The organism is Micromonospora sp. NPDC005171 (assembly GCF_040608575.1).
Lineage (GTDB): Bacteria > Actinomycetota > Actinomycetes > Mycobacteriales > Micromonosporaceae > Micromonospora.
This window is the reverse complement of the sequence record NZ_JBEXIM010000001.1, coordinates 752,397-766,825: the sequence shown is the minus strand read 5'-3', so window position 1 is coordinate 766,825 and position 14,429 is coordinate 752,397. Positions and strand designations below refer to the sequence as shown.

Sequence of the window (14,429 nt, the reverse complement as noted above, 5' to 3'; positions counted from 1 at the left end):
CTCCACGGTGGCGGCAACACGTCGGCCATAGCCTAGCCTGGTTGGTTTGTTAACCGCGTACCGCCACCGTGGGCAGTCGGCGCGGCGGGTTCAGATCAATGGTGTTTACTTCCGCCATGTCGGCTGCCGGCTCCCTGCTCGCGGCGGTTCCTGCCGCCGCGTTGCTCCTGCTCACCGTCGCGGTGCGGCCACGCGAGGTTGGCGCGGTGGCACCGCTGCGGCTCGGCGTGGTGCGCGCCGTCCTGCTCTGCGGGGCGTACGCGGTGCTCGTCGTCGAGGTGCTCGGCGCGTCGCACGCACTGACCCGACCGGCGTTCGCCGTCGCCTGGCTGCTCTTCCTGGTCGTTGCCGCGACGGCTGCCGGTCTGCGTTGGCGACGGGGAACCCGCCTCGGGCAGCAGTCCGCCGCCGCACCGATGCCGGTCGACGCCGAGCCGATGACGGTTGGTACCCCGCCGGTGACAGTCGGTACCGCGCCGCGACCGGTTCCGGTGGGAGCGGTGGTGGCCGGTGGCGGCGCCGACGTTTCCGCCCCGACGGCCGAGCCCGGCAAGCCCGACCCCGCGCCGACCCGGGCCGGTCGAGGGCCTGCCGGCCTGCTCGCCGCGACCGTCGACGCCTGGCGTACGGCCCGACCGGGCGAACGGCTCCTCGCCGGTACGATCGGCGGGCTGGTCCTGGTGGAGCTGCTTGTCGCGTTGCTGGCCGAGCCGAACAACTTCGACTCGCAGACCTATCACCTGCCGAAGGTGGAGCACTGGGTGGCCCAGGGCGACCTGGACTTCTGGCCCACCGCCATCCACCGGCAGGTGACCATCCCGCCCGGCGCCGAGTACCTGCTGCTGCACCTGCGCCTGCTCACCGGCGGGGATCAGCTGCACAACCTGGTGCAGTGGGCAGCCGGAATGGTCTGCCTCCTGGTGGCCGCGCGGATCACCGCGCAGCTCGGCGGCGGTCGGCGGGCCCAGTTGCTCACCGCGTTCGTGCTGGCGACCACGCCGATGGTGGTGCTCCAGGCGACCAGCACGCAGACCGACCTGGTCTGCGCGGCATGGGTGGCCTGCGCGGCAACTCTGGCGCTGGACGGGCTGCGTCGACGGACCGGCTGGGGCACGCTGCTCGGGCTGGGGGCGGCCGCCGGGCTGACCGCGGTGACCAAGACCAGCGGCCTCATCGCGGTCGGCCCGCTGCTGGTGCTCTGGGGGTTGGCCCAGCTGAGGCTGGCCCGGACCGAGCATTCGGCACCGAAGGGCTCAACGGCCGCGGACCCGATACCGACGGGCCCGATGGCCGCGGAACCGACACCGACCGAGCCGGCCGCGCCGGGTGGGGGCCGGCGGTCCTGGCCGGTCGGCGGACTGGCCCGCACGGTCGGCGGTTCGGTGCTGATCCTGGTGGTCGCAGCCGTGGTGGTCGGCCCGTTCCTGGCCCGGGTGACCGCCGAGTTCGGGCACCCGCTGGGGCCACCCCGGCTGCGCGAGTCCATCCCGATGGAGCGACACGACCCGGCGTCGATAGTGGTCAACGCGCTGCGGATCGGGCACACCGCGTTCGACACCCCGCTGGCGCCACTGCGTCGGGCCGGCGCCGAAGTGATCATCGGCGGCGCCAAGGCGGTCGGCGTCGACCCGCAGGACCGCGCGATCACCTTCGGTCGGGAGCTGTTTCCGGAGCCGGCCTGGTATCCGGACGAGGACCGGGTGGCGTTTCCGCTGGCCGGGGCGTTGGCGGTGATCGGCGCGGTGATCGCGCTCGCCCGGCCACGGCGGATCGCCGCCGAGCGGGCCGGGTCGCTGCGGGCGTACGCCGTGGTGGTGCTGACCGCCGTGCTGCTGCACACCGCGATGATCAAGTGGCAGCCGTGGGGCAACCGGCTGCTGCTCTACGCAGTGGTGCTGGCCGTGCCCCTCGCCGGCCTCTGGTTGGACGCGCTCCTGCGTCACCGCGCGGGTGGGCGACGTTCGGTGGCCACCGTTGCGGCCGTCACCGTGCTGGCCACCTCGGCGCTGGCCGGGGTGCTCGCACTGTCGTACGGCTTCCCGCGCCGGTTGGTAGGTGCCGGCTCGGTCTTCACCACCTCGGACTGGGACACCCGGTTCCTGCGCCGTCCCCAGTGGGCCGACGAGTTCCGCTGGGCGGCGACCGCGGTCCAGGGCAGTGGTGCGCGACGGATCGGGCTGGCGCAGCAGAACGACAACTGGGAGTACCCGTGGTGGCTGCTGCTGCGGCAGCCCGACGGCGACTCACCGGACCTGGTGGCGTTGCAGTCGGTGCTGCCGGAACGACCGCCGGCGGAGCCGTCGTCGGTCGACGCGATCGTCTGCACCGGCAGTAAGGCGGCCTGCGCCAAACTCGTCCCGGCCGGCTGGCGGCTGGAGTTCCGCGGTTACGTCGGCTACGCCCTGCCACCGGGCCGCTGAACCAGGAGCCGGCTCAGAGCCGCCCTGGCGCCGGAGCGCGGGCCCGGATAGTCCGATCCGGGCGGTTCTGCATCCCGCGCGCAAGGATCTGAGGCGCATTCACATCTGCGAATCGGCAGGTTACCGTCTGGTAACTCAATCGACGTCCCGCGATTGAACCGAAAGGAGTGCGTCGATGCCTGCAATCCCCGCCAGGCCCGAACGCGCGACCCGACGACGGGCCATCTCCGTCGCCGTCGCCGTCGCCGCTCTCGTCCTACCGATGCTCGCCGGACCGGCCACCCCCGCCACCGCCGCCGACCGACCAACCGTTCAACCGCTCCCGGCCAACCTCGAAGCCATCCGGGCCGCCGAGGCGACCGCCCTCTACGGCAGCCCGACGATCCGCCCGATCGAACAGCGCCGCACCGCCTTGATCACCATGGGTGACAGCGAGATCTCCGGTGAAGGGGTCGGCAACTACGTCCCCGGCACCCACCAGGACGGCAACTGGTGCGACCGCTCGTACGACCAGGCGGTGTTCCGCACCGGCATCACGTCGGACGCGCAGTACAACATCGCCTGCTCCGGTGCCACCCCCTGGAACCTCATCGCCGGCGGCCCGACCCAGCACAACGAGCTGAACCAGGGCGACTACCTGGGCATCAAGGCGCGCAACACGCACGTGAAGCTGATCTGGGTGGTGGTCGGCGCGAACGGTGACGGCACCATCCAGTTCGGTCCGGTCGCCACCGACTGCGCCGTCCGCCGGGTCTTCTTCCAGGGCGCCTGCTACAGCACCTACACCGACCAGTGGACGATCCGCACCGACGGCAGCCGACAGGCGGTGGAGTCGGCGCTCACCGACATCCGGCAGACCATGACCAAGGCCGGCTACCTGCGGTCGGACTACGAGCTGGTGCTGATGTCGTACCCGAGCCCCGGCAGCCCCGACGTGGAGGACAACCCCAACTTCCCCGGCTGGTACTCCGGTGGCTGTCTGCTCTACCTGGCCGACGCGGCATTCGCCCGGAACAAGGCGGTGCCGATGTTCGAGACCGCGCTGCGCTCGGCCGCGGCGAACACCGGCACCCGCTACCTGGACGCCAGCCGGCTCTTCCATGGACACGAGGTCTGCACCGACAACACATCCGTCCGCGGCCTCTTCATCGAGGTCGGCATCTGGAACGAGAACGCCGCCCGCCAGTCGTTCCATCCCAACGCCCGTGGGCACGGCATGTTCGCCCAGTGCATCACCCAGTTCTGGAACTCCGGGCAGACGCGGGCCAGCTGCGTCGACCCGGCCAGCACCGGCAGCGGCGTGCTCTACCCGGGGCTGCTGGAGTTCAAGCAGCTGCGCAACCTCGCCACCGGCACCTGCGTCGACGGCAAGGGCTACGACTCCCGCAACGGCACCGCGCAGCAGCCGTACTCCTGCCACGGTGGGCGCAACCAGGGCTTCTGGTACGACTCGGCCCGGCGGTCGCTGCACTCGGAGCTGTCCCACGACCGGTGCCTGGACGTCGCCAACAGCTCGATGACCGCCGGCACCGCTGTCAACATCTACGACTGCAACGGCACCGGCGCGCAGCAGTTCGTCTTCGTGGGCAACCAGATCAGGCCGGCGAGCGCCAACAACCTCTGCGTGGCGTTCGACAACCCGCTGCTGGGCAGCTCGCGCCTGCGACTGGCGAACTGCTCCACCAGCACCCGGCAGCAGTGGTCGTTCGAGGCCCGTACCGCCGCCAACCCGGTCGGCTACGGTCACGACGACTTCATCGGTTCCCGCGTCTACTGACGAGGACGCACTCCCGTTGACGAGCGAAGGGGCCCTGGCGTCGGCCAGGGCCCCTTCGCTCACTTGGCGCGGGGAATGAGGATGAGCCGGGCCACGCCCTTGTCGCCGTCCTTCGCGCCGGCGACGCCGAGCGTCGCGCCGATTTTGACCTCGCTCGGCTGCACGGTGGCCCGCCGCTCGACCACCCGCAGGTCGTCGCCGAATGTCCAGGTCATGGTGAAGCCGTCGGTGGACTTGACGGTCATCGAGTCGCCGTCGACAGCGGTCACCTCGCCACGCTGCACGGCGACGGTCTGCGTACCGCCGTCCTTCGTCTTCACCACCGCCTCACCGTGCAGGGTGTTCTTGCGCAGCAGCACGCGGGCCTGGCGGCGCTTGCGCCACTCCTCGCCGCGCTTCTCCCGGCCCTTCTCCTGTGCGCTGGGCGGGGCACCCGGCGTCGGGGTGGCCGGTGCGGCGACGGTCAGCACGTCCAGGTCGTCGGCGTCGAAGCCCACCGCGGCCAGCGCCTGACCCTCGACCCCCATGGCGGCGGCGACCTCGACGGCGACGTCCCGGGCGGGCTGGCTGGCCACCTCGGCCGCGCCGCAGCCGCTGACGCCGAGCGCGACCGCCGCGAGCAGTGCCGTGGTGCCGGTGGCGATACCCCAACGTGGCATGACTCTCCCTCTCGTCTGTGGAGCCCTCAGCCTTCCCGGGAACGACGAGCGGAGCGTCAAGCCGATGTTCGGGTCAGGTAAGGATCACCGGGCAGCCGAACGGCGAAGGCGGCACCGCCCTCCGGCGCGTGCCCCGCCGCGATCTCCCCACCCAACCGGCGGACCAGCCCGGCGGCCAGCGCCAAGCCCAGTCCGGAGCCCACCTTGCGCACCCCCCGGTAACGCTCGTGCAGCGCACCGCGTTCGAAGGCCACCGCCAGGTCGTCGTCGGTGAAGCCGGGCCCGCCGTCGCGAACCTCCAACACGCCGCCGTGCGCCGGGTCCGCTCCGGCCGGCCGGACCGCGAGCACCACCGGCGACCCCGGGGGTACGACCCGCAGCGCGTTCTCCAGCAACCCGTCCAGCACCTGCCGGATCCTTCCCGGATCGGTGTACGCGGGCACCGGCCGACCGGGCGTCTCCACCCGGAACGGCACGCCCACCGCCGCGCACCGACCGGACCAGGTCGGCTCCGCGTCGAGTGCCAGTTGGGTCAGATCCACCGGCACCGGTTCCAGGGGGAAGTCGGCGGCCTCCAGCCGGGCCAGTGCCAGCAGATCACCGATCAGCCGGTCCAGGTGTTGGGCCTCGGCCAGCATCGTCCGACCGGTGTCCACCGTGTCGTCGGCACCGAGCACCCCGTCGGCGAGCGCTTCGGCGTACCCCCGGATCGCGGTCAGCGGGGTGCGCAGCTCGTGCGAGACGGAGAGCAGGAACTCCCGCTGTCGGCCCTCGCTGGTGGCCAGTGCGGCCGCCAGCCCGTTCAACGCCTCCGCCAGGTCGGCGACCTCGTCCGGCGGCTCGACCGGCACCCGGACGGCACGGTCACCCGCCCGCAGACGGGCGGCGGCGGTGGCCGCGACCCGGATCGGCCGGGCCAGCCGGCGGGCCAGCAGCAACCCGGCCACCACACCGGCGGTCAACCCGGCCAGCAGCGGCAACCAGAGGCTGAGCAGCACCCGGGCCCACAGCCCGCTGGCCAGCGGACGGGAGAGCACCACCCCGTTGCCGCCGGGCAGGGCCCGACCCTCGACCAGGGCCCGCGCACCGTTTACCGAGCGGCGGGCCGACACGTTGCGGCCCTGCCCGATCCGCTGCACCACCCGCTGTGGCAGACCCGCCCGGTCGACCGCCCCACGCCGGATCAGGTACGCGTCGATGCCCTGGTCGCGCAGTTGCTGGATCAACCGCTCCTCGTCGGCGCTGCGACCCCGGTCGAGGCGGGTCCGCAGCACCTCGGCCGCGAGCCGGGCCTGGGCGGCGAGCGCCTCCTGCTCGCTCCGCTCCGCGCCGCGGATCGCCAACGGCACCGCGACGATGGCGGTGACCAGCACCGACACCAGCGCCACCGCGCAGGTGACGAGCACCGCGCGGGCGGTCAGCGTGCGGCCGAGTCGGCCTCGTCGAGGTGCGGCGGGTGGGGTGGCGCCGACCACCGGCAGCGCCATGGTCGGCGACTCGACGTGCCCGGGGTGGTCAGGCATCGACCGCGTACCCCACGCCGCGATGGGTCCGGATCACGCTCGCCGGGCCGAGCTTCGCCCGCACCTGGGCGACGTGCACGTCCACCGTCCGGGTGCCGGCGTGCGCCGCATAGCCCCAGACCCCGGCCAGCAACTCCTCCCGGGTGAAGACCCGGCCGGGGCGGGCCATCAGGTGGGCCAGCAGGTCGAACTCGGTGGAGGTGAGCTGCACCGGGGCACCAGCGGCGGTGACGGTGCGTCGGGCCGGGTCGAGCGTCACCGGGCCGACGACCCGTGGCCGGTCCGCGCCCTCCGGGCCGCCAGCGGATCGGCGCAGCACCGCGCGCACCCGGGCGACCAGTTCCCGTGGGCTGAACGGCTTGGTGACGTAGTCGTCGGCGCCCAACTCCAGGCCGACGATCCGGTCCACCTCGTCGTCCCGGGCGGTGAGGAAGATGACAGGGGTCCAGTCGCCGGCCTCGCGCAACCGGCGGCAGATCTCGGTGCCGGGCAGGCCCGGCAGCGCGATGTCCAGGACGCAGGCCACCGGGCGTAACCGGCGGGCCGCGCTCAGACCGGCCTCGCCGTCACGTTCCAGGTGGACGCCGAACCCGTCCCGGGTGAGGTAGAGCCGGACCAGGTCGGCGATGGCCGGCTCGTCCTCCACGACGAGGACGAGCCCGCGATGCGGTGGTTCGACTGTCACCGGCCCATGATTGCCGACTGCGAAGGCTCGGCGCGATCGGTGCGTGTTCGAGTTCGGTAAAGGCGGTGCGACGCCCGGTGCGAGGTCAGCTCACCAGGACGGCGCGAACATCCCGGGCCGCGCGACGACGGGTGCGTCACCGATGCTGGCGACGACCCGGGCGCCGGACGGCCGCAGGCGGGTCCGGAACGCCTGGTTGAGCAACGCGTCGAGCTGCCAGACCTGCTTCGGGTGACTGGTCCGGATCAGGAACCGCTCACGGATCCCGTCGATCGCGGTGGCCGCCATCTCCACCGATTGCAGCCGCGGGTCCGGGCTCCAGGTGACGTTGCTCAGCTCGCGCAACTCGGTGTTGAGGTGCAGGCGCAGTCGGTGCAGGAGGCGGGTCTGCTGGGTCACCACCAGTCGACGGTGCGTGAGCAGCAACAGGTAGTCGCCGGTGACCGGGCGGTCGGGGCGGCTGCAACGGGTGACCAGGATGGTGGCGTCACCGGAGCCGACGCAGCGCCGGAAGACCGGCATGTGCCGGCTCACCGTCTGCACGGCCAGGCCAGCCTCAGCGGCGGCCGGAAGGAACGTTCGGGAGAAGACGTCCATGACCTGCCCAACGACCTCCCCAGCGGGGTGACGTGGGTCACGGCCGTTTTTTGGAAGTTCCACGCCGCGTGTCGCACTGCCTGTCCGACTTCTGACTCGGACGGATCATGGTCAGGAGTTGGGCTGAAGTGGACTGGCGGCGAACAGCTCCTCCAGCCAGCCCGGGACCGCGGCGGCGTACTCGGCGCGGGACTCCTCAGCGGTGTCCAGTGCCCGACGCCAGGAGAGCGACCGGCTCACCGGACCCAGGCCGATGGCGAGGTCGGCGGCCTCCACGAGGGTCCGGCGGTCGTACCTGTCGGTCCACGCCTCCAGGTAGGCGTCGCGCAACCGCACCAGTTGGGCATCGTCGGCGGCGAGCTTCCTGTCATGCCCGACGGACCGCAGGGTCACCAGCAGCGTGCCGAACGGGTGCGCCACCGAGGCGTCACCCCAGTCGAAGTAGCGGTACCCGGCCTCGCCGGCGAAGACGTTGCCGTCGTGCAGGTCGTCGTGTTGCACGGTCGCCGGGACGCCGAGGTCGGCGAGCCGGCGGCACCGCTGCGCGTACGACGGAAGCTCGGCCCGTAGCCGCTCGTGCATCTCCGGGCTGAGCCCGCCCTCGGCACCGATCAGCAGCGCCTCGTGATCGTCGAGCAGTTCGACGAAGAGGTCGGCCAGCACCTCCGGACGCTGATCCGGCACGCCCAGGGCGACCAGCTCGTCGGCGCGCGGCACGCTGGCCAGTTGCAGCGCCGCGTATCCGGGCAGCGCCCGCTCCCAGTGCGCCAGATCGGGATCGCGCCCCAGCACGTCGCGCAACGACTCGCCGCCGTCGGGCAGCAGCGACCAGCCCTGCGCCGGGTCCACAGCGATCGGCGTCAGCACCCGGTCGGGCGCCGACTCGGCGAGCGCCGAGATCAGGACCGCCTCGTGCACGGTGCCCGGGTTGTTGGCCTTGAACCAGACCGGCCCGTCGTCGGTGGGCACCCGCCAGACCAGCGACCAGGGCCGCACCCGAGACTCCACCAGCCCGGTCACCCGCCGGCCGACCCGACTCAGCTGCGCGTCGACCCAGGACCGGGCCCGCACCTGCCACTGCTCGCTGGACCAGTCGGGGGCCCGCTCACCGGCGATCGTCGTCACTCTGGGCACCTTAGGCGGCCGTGGCGCATCGAGGCGAGGCGTTTCCCGCTCCGCGTCAGACAAGCTCGACGATTGTGGCGTTGGCCATGCCGCCGCCCTCACACATGGTCTGCAGGCCGTAGCGGATGCTGTTGTCCCGCATGTGCTGCAGCATGGTGGTCATGATCCGGGCACCGGAGCCGCCGAGCGGGTGGCCGAGGGCGATCGCCCCGCCGCGCGGGTTGAGCCGGTCCGGGTCCGCCTCCGTCTCCGCCAGCCAGGCCAACGGCACCGGTGCGAACGCCTCGTTCACCTCGTACACCCCGATCTCCTCGATGCCCAGCCCCGCGCGGCGCAGCGCCTTCGCGGTGGCCGGGATGGGTGCGGTGAGCATGGTGACCGGGTCGTCGGCGGCGACCACCGCTGTGTGGATCCGGGCCAGCGGGCGCAGGCCGTGCCGGCTGGCCCACTCGGAGGTGGTCACCGCGAGGGCGGCGGCGCCGTCGGAGATCTGGGACGCGGAGCCGGCGGTCACCACGCCGTCGGCGCGGAACGGGGTGGCCAGCTCGCCCAGCTTCTCCAGGGAGGTCTCCCGGCGGATGCCCTCGTCGGCGGCGAACTTGCCCCCGTCGGCGAGCGGCACCGGGGTCAGCTCCGGGTCGAACGCGCCGGCGTCCTGGGCGGCGGCTGCCTTCTCGTGGCTGGCCAGCGCGAACTCGTCCAGCTGGGTACGCGAGAGGCGCCACCGCTGGGCGATCAACTCGGCCCCGACCCCCTGGTTGAACGGCAGCGGTGCGTCGTCGGCGAAGCCCTCGACACCCCGGTAGCGGGCGCGCAACTGGTCACTGAACGGCATCCCGCCGGCCACACTGGAGCCCATCGGCACCCGGGTCATCGACTCGACACCGCCGGCGACCACCAGGTCGGCCTGGCCGGAGAGCACCGTCGCGGCGGCGAAGTGCAGGGCCTGCTGGCTGGAGCCGCACTGCCGGTCAACTGTGGTGCCGGGCACCGTCTCGGGCCAGCCGGCGGCGAGCACGCCGTTGCGGGCGATGTTCCACGACTGCTCGCCAACCTGGGACACGCAGCCCCAGAAGACGTCGTCGACCTGGGCGGGGTCGAGCCCGGTGCGCTCGGCGAGGGCGCGCAGCACGTGCGCCGAGAGGTCGACCGGGTGGACGCCGGCGAGGCTGCCCTTGCGCCGCCCGACCGGGGTGCGTACCGCGCCGACGATGACCGCGTCACTCATGTTTACTCCCCGGTAACTTGGGCTGTCCCGATCCTACGTCGTCCCGCCGCCGGTCGTCCGGCCACACCGGCACGAGGTGCCGGAACCCGACGGCCGCTGGCATGCTGGGCGGGTGAATGAGACCTCCCCGGCACAGCAGTGGCGGGTGCCGTCGAGCCTGCCGGCGGCGAAGCTGGCCGGCGCCGTCCTGCTCATCGCGCTCGGGCTGCTCTTCGCCGACGGCGACCCGGTCCGCCTGGCGGTGGCCGCCCTGGCCGCCGCCGGGCTGGCATGCTGGGCGGTACGCGACCTGGTCGCGCCGGTCCGGTTGGCGGTGGACCCGGCCGGGCTCACCGTCATCCACGGCTTCGCCGGCCGGCGACTGCTGCCCTGGTCGGCGGTCGAGGCGATCGCCGTCGACCGACGGCCCCGACTGGGGCTGACCAGCGAGACCCTGGAGATCGACGCGGGCAACTCGCTGCACCTGTTCGGCCGGTACGACCTGGGGGCCACCCCGGAAGAGGTGGCCGCCGTGCTGCGGGCCGCCCGCCCGGTCAGCTGAGGATCTGGGCTGTCCGGAAGAGCACCAGCGCGAGCATGACCGCCAGGATGATCGCCGCACCGGCGACCTGCACCAGCGTGCGCCGACCCCGCGGCGCGTACGCCAGCACCAACGCCATCAGCGCGCCGACCACCAGACCGCCGAGATGCCCGGACTTGGAGATGCCCGGCACGGCGAAGGTGAAGACGAGGTTGATGACGAGAATCGGCACGATCGCCGAGGTGTTGCGACCGAGGCGGCGCATGATCACGAAGATCGCGGCGAAGAGCCCGAAGGTGGCCGTCGATGCGCCGACGGTCGGTGGCTGGTTGGGGGCGCTGAACAGGAAGACCGCGACGTTGCCCCCCAGCCCCGCGATCAGGTAGAGGGCGAGGAAACGTACTCGGCCGAGCGCCCCCTCCAACTCCCGGCCGAGCACCCACAGGGCCCACATGTTCAGCAGCAGGTGGAGCAACCCGTAGTGCAGGAACATGGCGGTGACGAGGCGGTACCACTCACCGGCCGCGACACCGTGCACGGGGCCGAAGGCGACGTACGAGGCGTAGCCGAGCACGCCACCCCAGCGGGTGAGCGGTGTCTCGTCGCCGGCCAGCCCACCCAGGCCGGAGCCACCCACCACCGCGTTACCACTCCGGGCAGAGGCGACCGAGAGCAGGAAGAACAGCAGGTTCAGCGCGATGAGGCCCTTGGTGACATAGCCGTGCCGGCCGGCCATACCGCCGCCGAAGGCGGTACGCGCCGGCCGGACACTGCGACGTCCCTCGTTGACGCACTCCGGGCACTGGTGCCCGACCGAGGCCTCCCGCATGCAGTCCGGGCAGATCGGCCGGTCGCAGCGGGTGCACCGGACGTAGGTCTCCCGGCCGGGGTGCCGGTAGCAGACCGGGGTGGTCGGCGGAGACTCGCTCACCGGGCCGACCCTCCATCCACCACCGCGCGGTCCACCGGCCGTGCTCCGGAGCGCTCAATCATGCGAGCAAAGGTACCTCGCCAGTCGCTCAGGAACCGGACCGCTCGATCTCGACCCGCTCGATGACGACGTCCTGGAGCGGACGGTCGCTCGGGCCGGTCGGGGTGCTGGCGATCGAGTCGACGACCTTCACCGACTGCTCGTCGGCGACCTGACCGAAGATGGTGTGCCGGTTGTTGAGGTGCGGCGTCGGCGACACGGTGATGAAGAACTGCGAACCGTTGGTGCCCGGTCCGGCGTTCGCCATCGCCAGCAGGTACGGACGGTCGAACCGCAGCTCCGGGTGGAACTCGTCGGCGAACTTGTAGCCCGGTCCGCCCCGACCGGTGCCGGTCGGGTCGCCCATCTGGACCATGAAACCGCTGATCACCCGGTGCGAGATGGTGCCGTCGTAGTACGGACCGTTGCCCGGCTGACCGGTGCGCGGGTCGGTGTACTCACGGTTGCCCTCGGCCAGGTCGACGAAGTTGCGGACGGTCTTCGGCGCGTGGTTGGGGAAGAGCTCCAGCCGGATCGGGCCAGCGTTGGTGTGCAGGGTGGCGTAGACAGCCTCGGCCACGGGTACTCCTCACTCGTTGGTCAGTTCCATGCGGATCCTCCCATGTGCCCGATCTGGCATCGCGGAGGCATCCGAAGGTGGAGGATGACGAAGGAACAACTCCCAGGAGGTAGGACCGTGTTTGGATTCGGGCGGCGTAAGTCCCAGGGGCAGTTGGCCAAGGCCGAGCTGAACCAGAGCATCAGCCACCTGATGCTGGCAGCCAACCACGCCGCGAAGGGCGCTGGCGCGACCGTCGGCCCGCGGGTCCAGGTGGCCCGGGGCTACGTCGGACCGACTGCGGCGAAGGTACGCGACCGCGCTTCGACCGGCTGGGGGACGACTCTCACCACGCTGGCACCGCTGGCGACGGCTGCTCGTGACGGCGCCGCGCACGCAGGGCCGCTGACCAGGAAGGCCAAGTCGAAGACCATGCGGATCACCGGTAAGAAGAAGCAGCCGCGTCGTCGCGGCTCGATGATGACGGGCCTGTTGGCGGCGGGCGCCATCGCCGGCGTGGCCGGCGCGGTCGCGCTGCGTCGCCGCCGAGAGCAGCAGGAGTGGGCCGAGTACGACCCGACTCGCAGCACCCTGGAGCCGATGCGCGACGAGGTCGACTCGATCGAGGTACGTACGCCGTCCGCCGCCCGGGGTTCCGACGGTTCCGCCATGTCCGGCGCGGCGGGGATGACCGGCGCGGGCAGCTCGGCGGTGGCCGGTGGCTCCAGCGCCAGCACCACCGCCCCGGCCAAGCAGACAGATGTCCGCCCGACCGACAAGGTTCCGTCGGTCGCCGAGGGTGCCACTGACGTCTCCGGCCGGCCGACCGACGACCTCACCAAGGCGGTGGGCAAGGACACGGCCCGCACCAACGGCCGCCGCTGAGGTCCAGCAGCAGCGCATCGGGTGCCGACGAGTGGGTTCCCACCCGCTCGTCGGCGCTCTCGCGTGAGCGGCGCTATCGCTATCGCAAGACCAACTCGGCTTCCTTGAAATCGCGGCATCCTGCCGACCAGGACACCCCGACTTCACTGAAGCCGAGTTGATCACAGCACCGGACGGCGCAGAGCCCGCCTCCCGCGCGGTCAGAGCCAGCCGTTGCGGCGGAACCAGCGGTAGAGGGCCAGCGAGACGCCGAGCATGAGGGCCAGCGCCACCGGATAGCCGTACGTCATCTTCAGCTCGGGCATGTTGTCGAAGTTCATGCCCTCGACGCCGGCGATGGAGGTCCAGACCGCGGCGATGGCCGCCCATGCGGCGATCTTGCGCATGTCGTTGTTCTGGTCGACGGTGACCTGGGCCAGCCGCGCCTGGAGGATCGAGTTCAGCAGGTCGTCGTAGGAGTTCACCTGCTCCACGGTGCGGCTCAGGTGGTCCTGCACGTCCCGGAAGTACTTGCGGATCTCCTTGGGCACGTCCCGGTTGACCTGGGAGGTCAGCGTCATCAGCGGCCGTTGCAACGGCACCACCGCCCGCTTGAACTCGACCAGCTCCCGCTTCATCTGGTAGATCCGCTGGATCCGCCCATGGCCGTGCCGGTCGAAGACCTCCGCCTCCAGCACGTCCAGGTCGTCCTCGATCTGCTCGGCCACCTCCAGATAGAGGTCGACCACCCGGTCGGTCACCCCGTACGCCACCGCCCACGGGCCGTGCAGCAGCAACTCCTGCTTGGTCTCCAGGTCGGCACGGATCGGGGCGAGCCGGCAGGCGTCCCCGTGACGGACGCTGATCACGAAGTTCGGGCCGATGAAGAGCATCACCTGCCCGGTCTCCACCACCTCGGAGTTCTCGGTCAGCTCGGTGTGCTCGCAGTAACGGGCGGTGCGCAGCACCAGGAAGACGACGTCGCCGAACCGCTCCAGCTTGGGACGCTGCTCGGCCTTGACCGCGTCCTCGACAGCCAGCTCGTGCAGGCCGTAGGTCTCCGCGATGGCGGTCATCTCGGCCAGCTCCGGCTGGTGCAGACCGATCCAGACGAAGCCGTGCTCCTCGCGGCGGGCGGCGGCCAGCGCCTCCGCGTACGTCCAGTCGCCGGGCTGCCGCTTGCCGTCGACGTAGAGCGCGCAGTCGACAACCGCGCTGCGGCCGGTGCCCGTGCCCGACGGGGCCGGGACGGGCGGCGAACCGTCGGCGTTGAGGATCCGGGTCATCGCCCGGACCGGGGACGGCCACGCCCGAGGTCGCAACACCCGACCGGTGGTCGACGGTGCCGTCCGGTCCCGCTCTGTCCGATCCGTCATCGCGTCACCTCCCGCGCTCAGCTGCGGCTTGCAGGCTACGCCGACTGCGGTCGAGGACCGGTGTGACGGCGGTCGCGCGGGGCGGCGCCGGGCGGGCCGGGCCGCATCGGGGGGTGTGCGGGGGAC

The 14,429-nt window shown here is 71.9% G+C and carries 13 protein-coding genes; 4 read left to right on the top strand and 9 right to left on the bottom strand.

Features of this window, described 5'->3' with window-relative positions; all coding sequences use genetic code 11:
• Window positions 1-116: 116 nt before the first annotated feature.
• Both ABZU74_RS03580 and ABZU74_RS03575 read left to right on the top strand, forming a co-directional pair.
• A complete protein-coding gene (locus tag ABZU74_RS03580) occupies window positions 117-2,420 on the top strand; it encodes a glycosyltransferase family 39 protein (protein WP_355418010.1) in 2,304 nt (767 codons plus the stop codon).
• Window positions 2,421-2,595: 175 nt separating this feature from the next.
• Window positions 2,596-4,197, top strand: a complete 1,602-nt coding sequence (locus ABZU74_RS03575) for a ricin-type beta-trefoil lectin domain protein (protein WP_355418007.1) — start codon at window positions 2,596-2,598, stop codon at window positions 4,195-4,197.
• A 59-nt stretch (window positions 4,198-4,256) separates the two neighbouring features.
• Here ABZU74_RS03575 and ABZU74_RS03570 read toward each other — a convergent pair whose 3' ends face one another.
• The 6 genes from ABZU74_RS03570 to ABZU74_RS03545 all read right to left on the bottom strand — a co-directional run bounded on the left by ABZU74_RS03570 (window position 4,257) and on the right by ABZU74_RS03545 (window position 10,014).
• A complete protein-coding gene (locus tag ABZU74_RS03570; RefSeq protein ID WP_355418005.1) occupies window positions 4,257-4,856 on the bottom strand; it encodes a hypothetical protein in 600 nt (199 codons plus the stop codon).
• A gap of 56 nt (window positions 4,857-4,912) precedes the next feature.
• Window positions 4,913-6,379 carry a HAMP domain-containing sensor histidine kinase gene (locus ABZU74_RS03565; protein ID WP_355418002.1) on the bottom strand — a complete coding sequence of 489 codons (1,467 nt, stop codon included), beginning with the start codon at window positions 6,377-6,379 and terminating at the stop codon, window positions 4,913-4,915.
• The gene (locus ABZU74_RS03560) at window positions 6,372-7,064 is read right to left on the bottom strand and encodes a response regulator transcription factor (protein ID WP_124822475.1); all 693 of its coding nucleotides are present in this window, start codon (window positions 7,062-7,064) and stop codon (window positions 6,372-6,374) included. Before ABZU74_RS03560 ends, ABZU74_RS03565 begins: the two co-directional genes overlap by 8 nt.
• A 90-nt stretch (window positions 7,065-7,154) precedes the next feature.
• Window positions 7,155-7,661 (bottom strand): hypothetical protein, encoded by a 507-nt coding sequence (locus ABZU74_RS03555; RefSeq protein WP_355417999.1) that lies wholly within the window; start codon window positions 7,659-7,661, stop codon window positions 7,155-7,157.
• Window positions 7,662-7,772: 111 nt separating this feature from the next.
• Window positions 7,773-8,786 (bottom strand): aminoglycoside phosphotransferase family protein, encoded by a 1,014-nt coding sequence (locus ABZU74_RS03550; RefSeq protein ID WP_355417996.1) that lies wholly within the window; start codon window positions 8,784-8,786, stop codon window positions 7,773-7,775.
• A gap of 55 nt (window positions 8,787-8,841) precedes the next feature.
• Window positions 8,842-10,014 carry an acetyl-CoA C-acyltransferase gene (locus ABZU74_RS03545; RefSeq protein WP_355417993.1) on the bottom strand — a complete coding sequence of 391 codons (1,173 nt, stop codon included), beginning with the start codon at window positions 10,012-10,014 and terminating at the stop codon, window positions 8,842-8,844.
• A 112-nt stretch (window positions 10,015-10,126) separates the two neighbouring features.
• Between ABZU74_RS03545 and ABZU74_RS03540 the strand changes: the two genes are divergently transcribed.
• A complete protein-coding gene (locus ABZU74_RS03540) occupies window positions 10,127-10,555 on the top strand; it encodes a PH domain-containing protein (protein WP_355417990.1) in 429 nt (142 codons plus the stop codon).
• Here ABZU74_RS03540 and ABZU74_RS03535 read toward each other — a convergent pair.
• Together ABZU74_RS03535 and ABZU74_RS03530 are read right to left on the bottom strand one after the other, a co-directional pair.
• A complete protein-coding gene (locus ABZU74_RS03535; protein WP_355417987.1) occupies window positions 10,548-11,465 on the bottom strand; it encodes a rhomboid family intramembrane serine protease in 918 nt (305 codons plus the stop codon). The two genes, ABZU74_RS03540 and ABZU74_RS03535, sit on opposite strands and share 8 nt — an antisense overlap.
• 88 nt (window positions 11,466-11,553) lie before the next feature.
• Complete coding sequence (locus ABZU74_RS03530; RefSeq protein ID WP_355417984.1) at window positions 11,554-12,084, bottom strand: peptidylprolyl isomerase; 531 nt, start codon at window positions 12,082-12,084, stop codon at window positions 11,554-11,556.
• Window positions 12,085-12,168: 84 nt separating this feature from the next.
• On the opposite strand from ABZU74_RS03530, the gene ABZU74_RS03525 reads away from it, so the two are divergent.
• Window positions 12,169-12,948, top strand: coding sequence for a hypothetical protein (locus tag ABZU74_RS03525; RefSeq protein WP_355417981.1), 780 nt, complete (start codon window positions 12,169-12,171; stop codon window positions 12,946-12,948).
• Between the two features lie 200 nt (window positions 12,949-13,148).
• Here ABZU74_RS03525 and corA read toward each other — a convergent pair whose 3' ends face one another.
• Entirely contained in the window at window positions 13,149-14,303 is a 1,155-nt protein-coding gene (gene corA, locus ABZU74_RS03520; RefSeq protein WP_355417978.1) for a magnesium/cobalt transporter CorA, read from the bottom strand.
• Between the last annotated feature and the right edge of the window lie 126 nt (window positions 14,304-14,429).

Coding starts and splice junctions, on each gene's coding strand:
- ABZU74_RS03580 (WP_355418010.1), top strand. CDS start 117: ATGTCGGCTGCCGGCTCCCTGCTCGCGGCGGTTCCTGCCGCCGCGTTG.
- ABZU74_RS03575 (WP_355418007.1), top strand. CDS start 2,596: ATGCCTGCAATCCCCGCCAGGCCCGAACGCGCGACCCGACGACGGGCC.
- ABZU74_RS03570 (WP_355418005.1), bottom strand. CDS start 4,856: ATGCCACGTTGGGGTATCGCCACCGGCACCACGGCACTGCTCGCGGCG.
- ABZU74_RS03565 (WP_355418002.1), bottom strand. CDS start 6,379: ATGCCTGACCACCCCGGGCACGTCGAGTCGCCGACCATGGCGCTGCCG.
- ABZU74_RS03555 (WP_355417999.1), bottom strand. CDS start 7,661: ATGGACGTCTTCTCCCGAACGTTCCTTCCGGCCGCCGCTGAGGCTGGC.
- ABZU74_RS03545 (WP_355417993.1), bottom strand. CDS start 10,014: ATGAGTGACGCGGTCATCGTCGGCGCGGTACGCACCCCGGTCGGGCGG.
- ABZU74_RS03525 (WP_355417981.1), top strand. CDS start 12,169: ATGACGAAGGAACAACTCCCAGGAGGTAGGACCGTGTTTGGATTCGGG.
- corA (WP_355417978.1), bottom strand. CDS start 14,303: ATGACGGATCGGACAGAGCGGGACCGGACGGCACCGTCGACCACCGGT.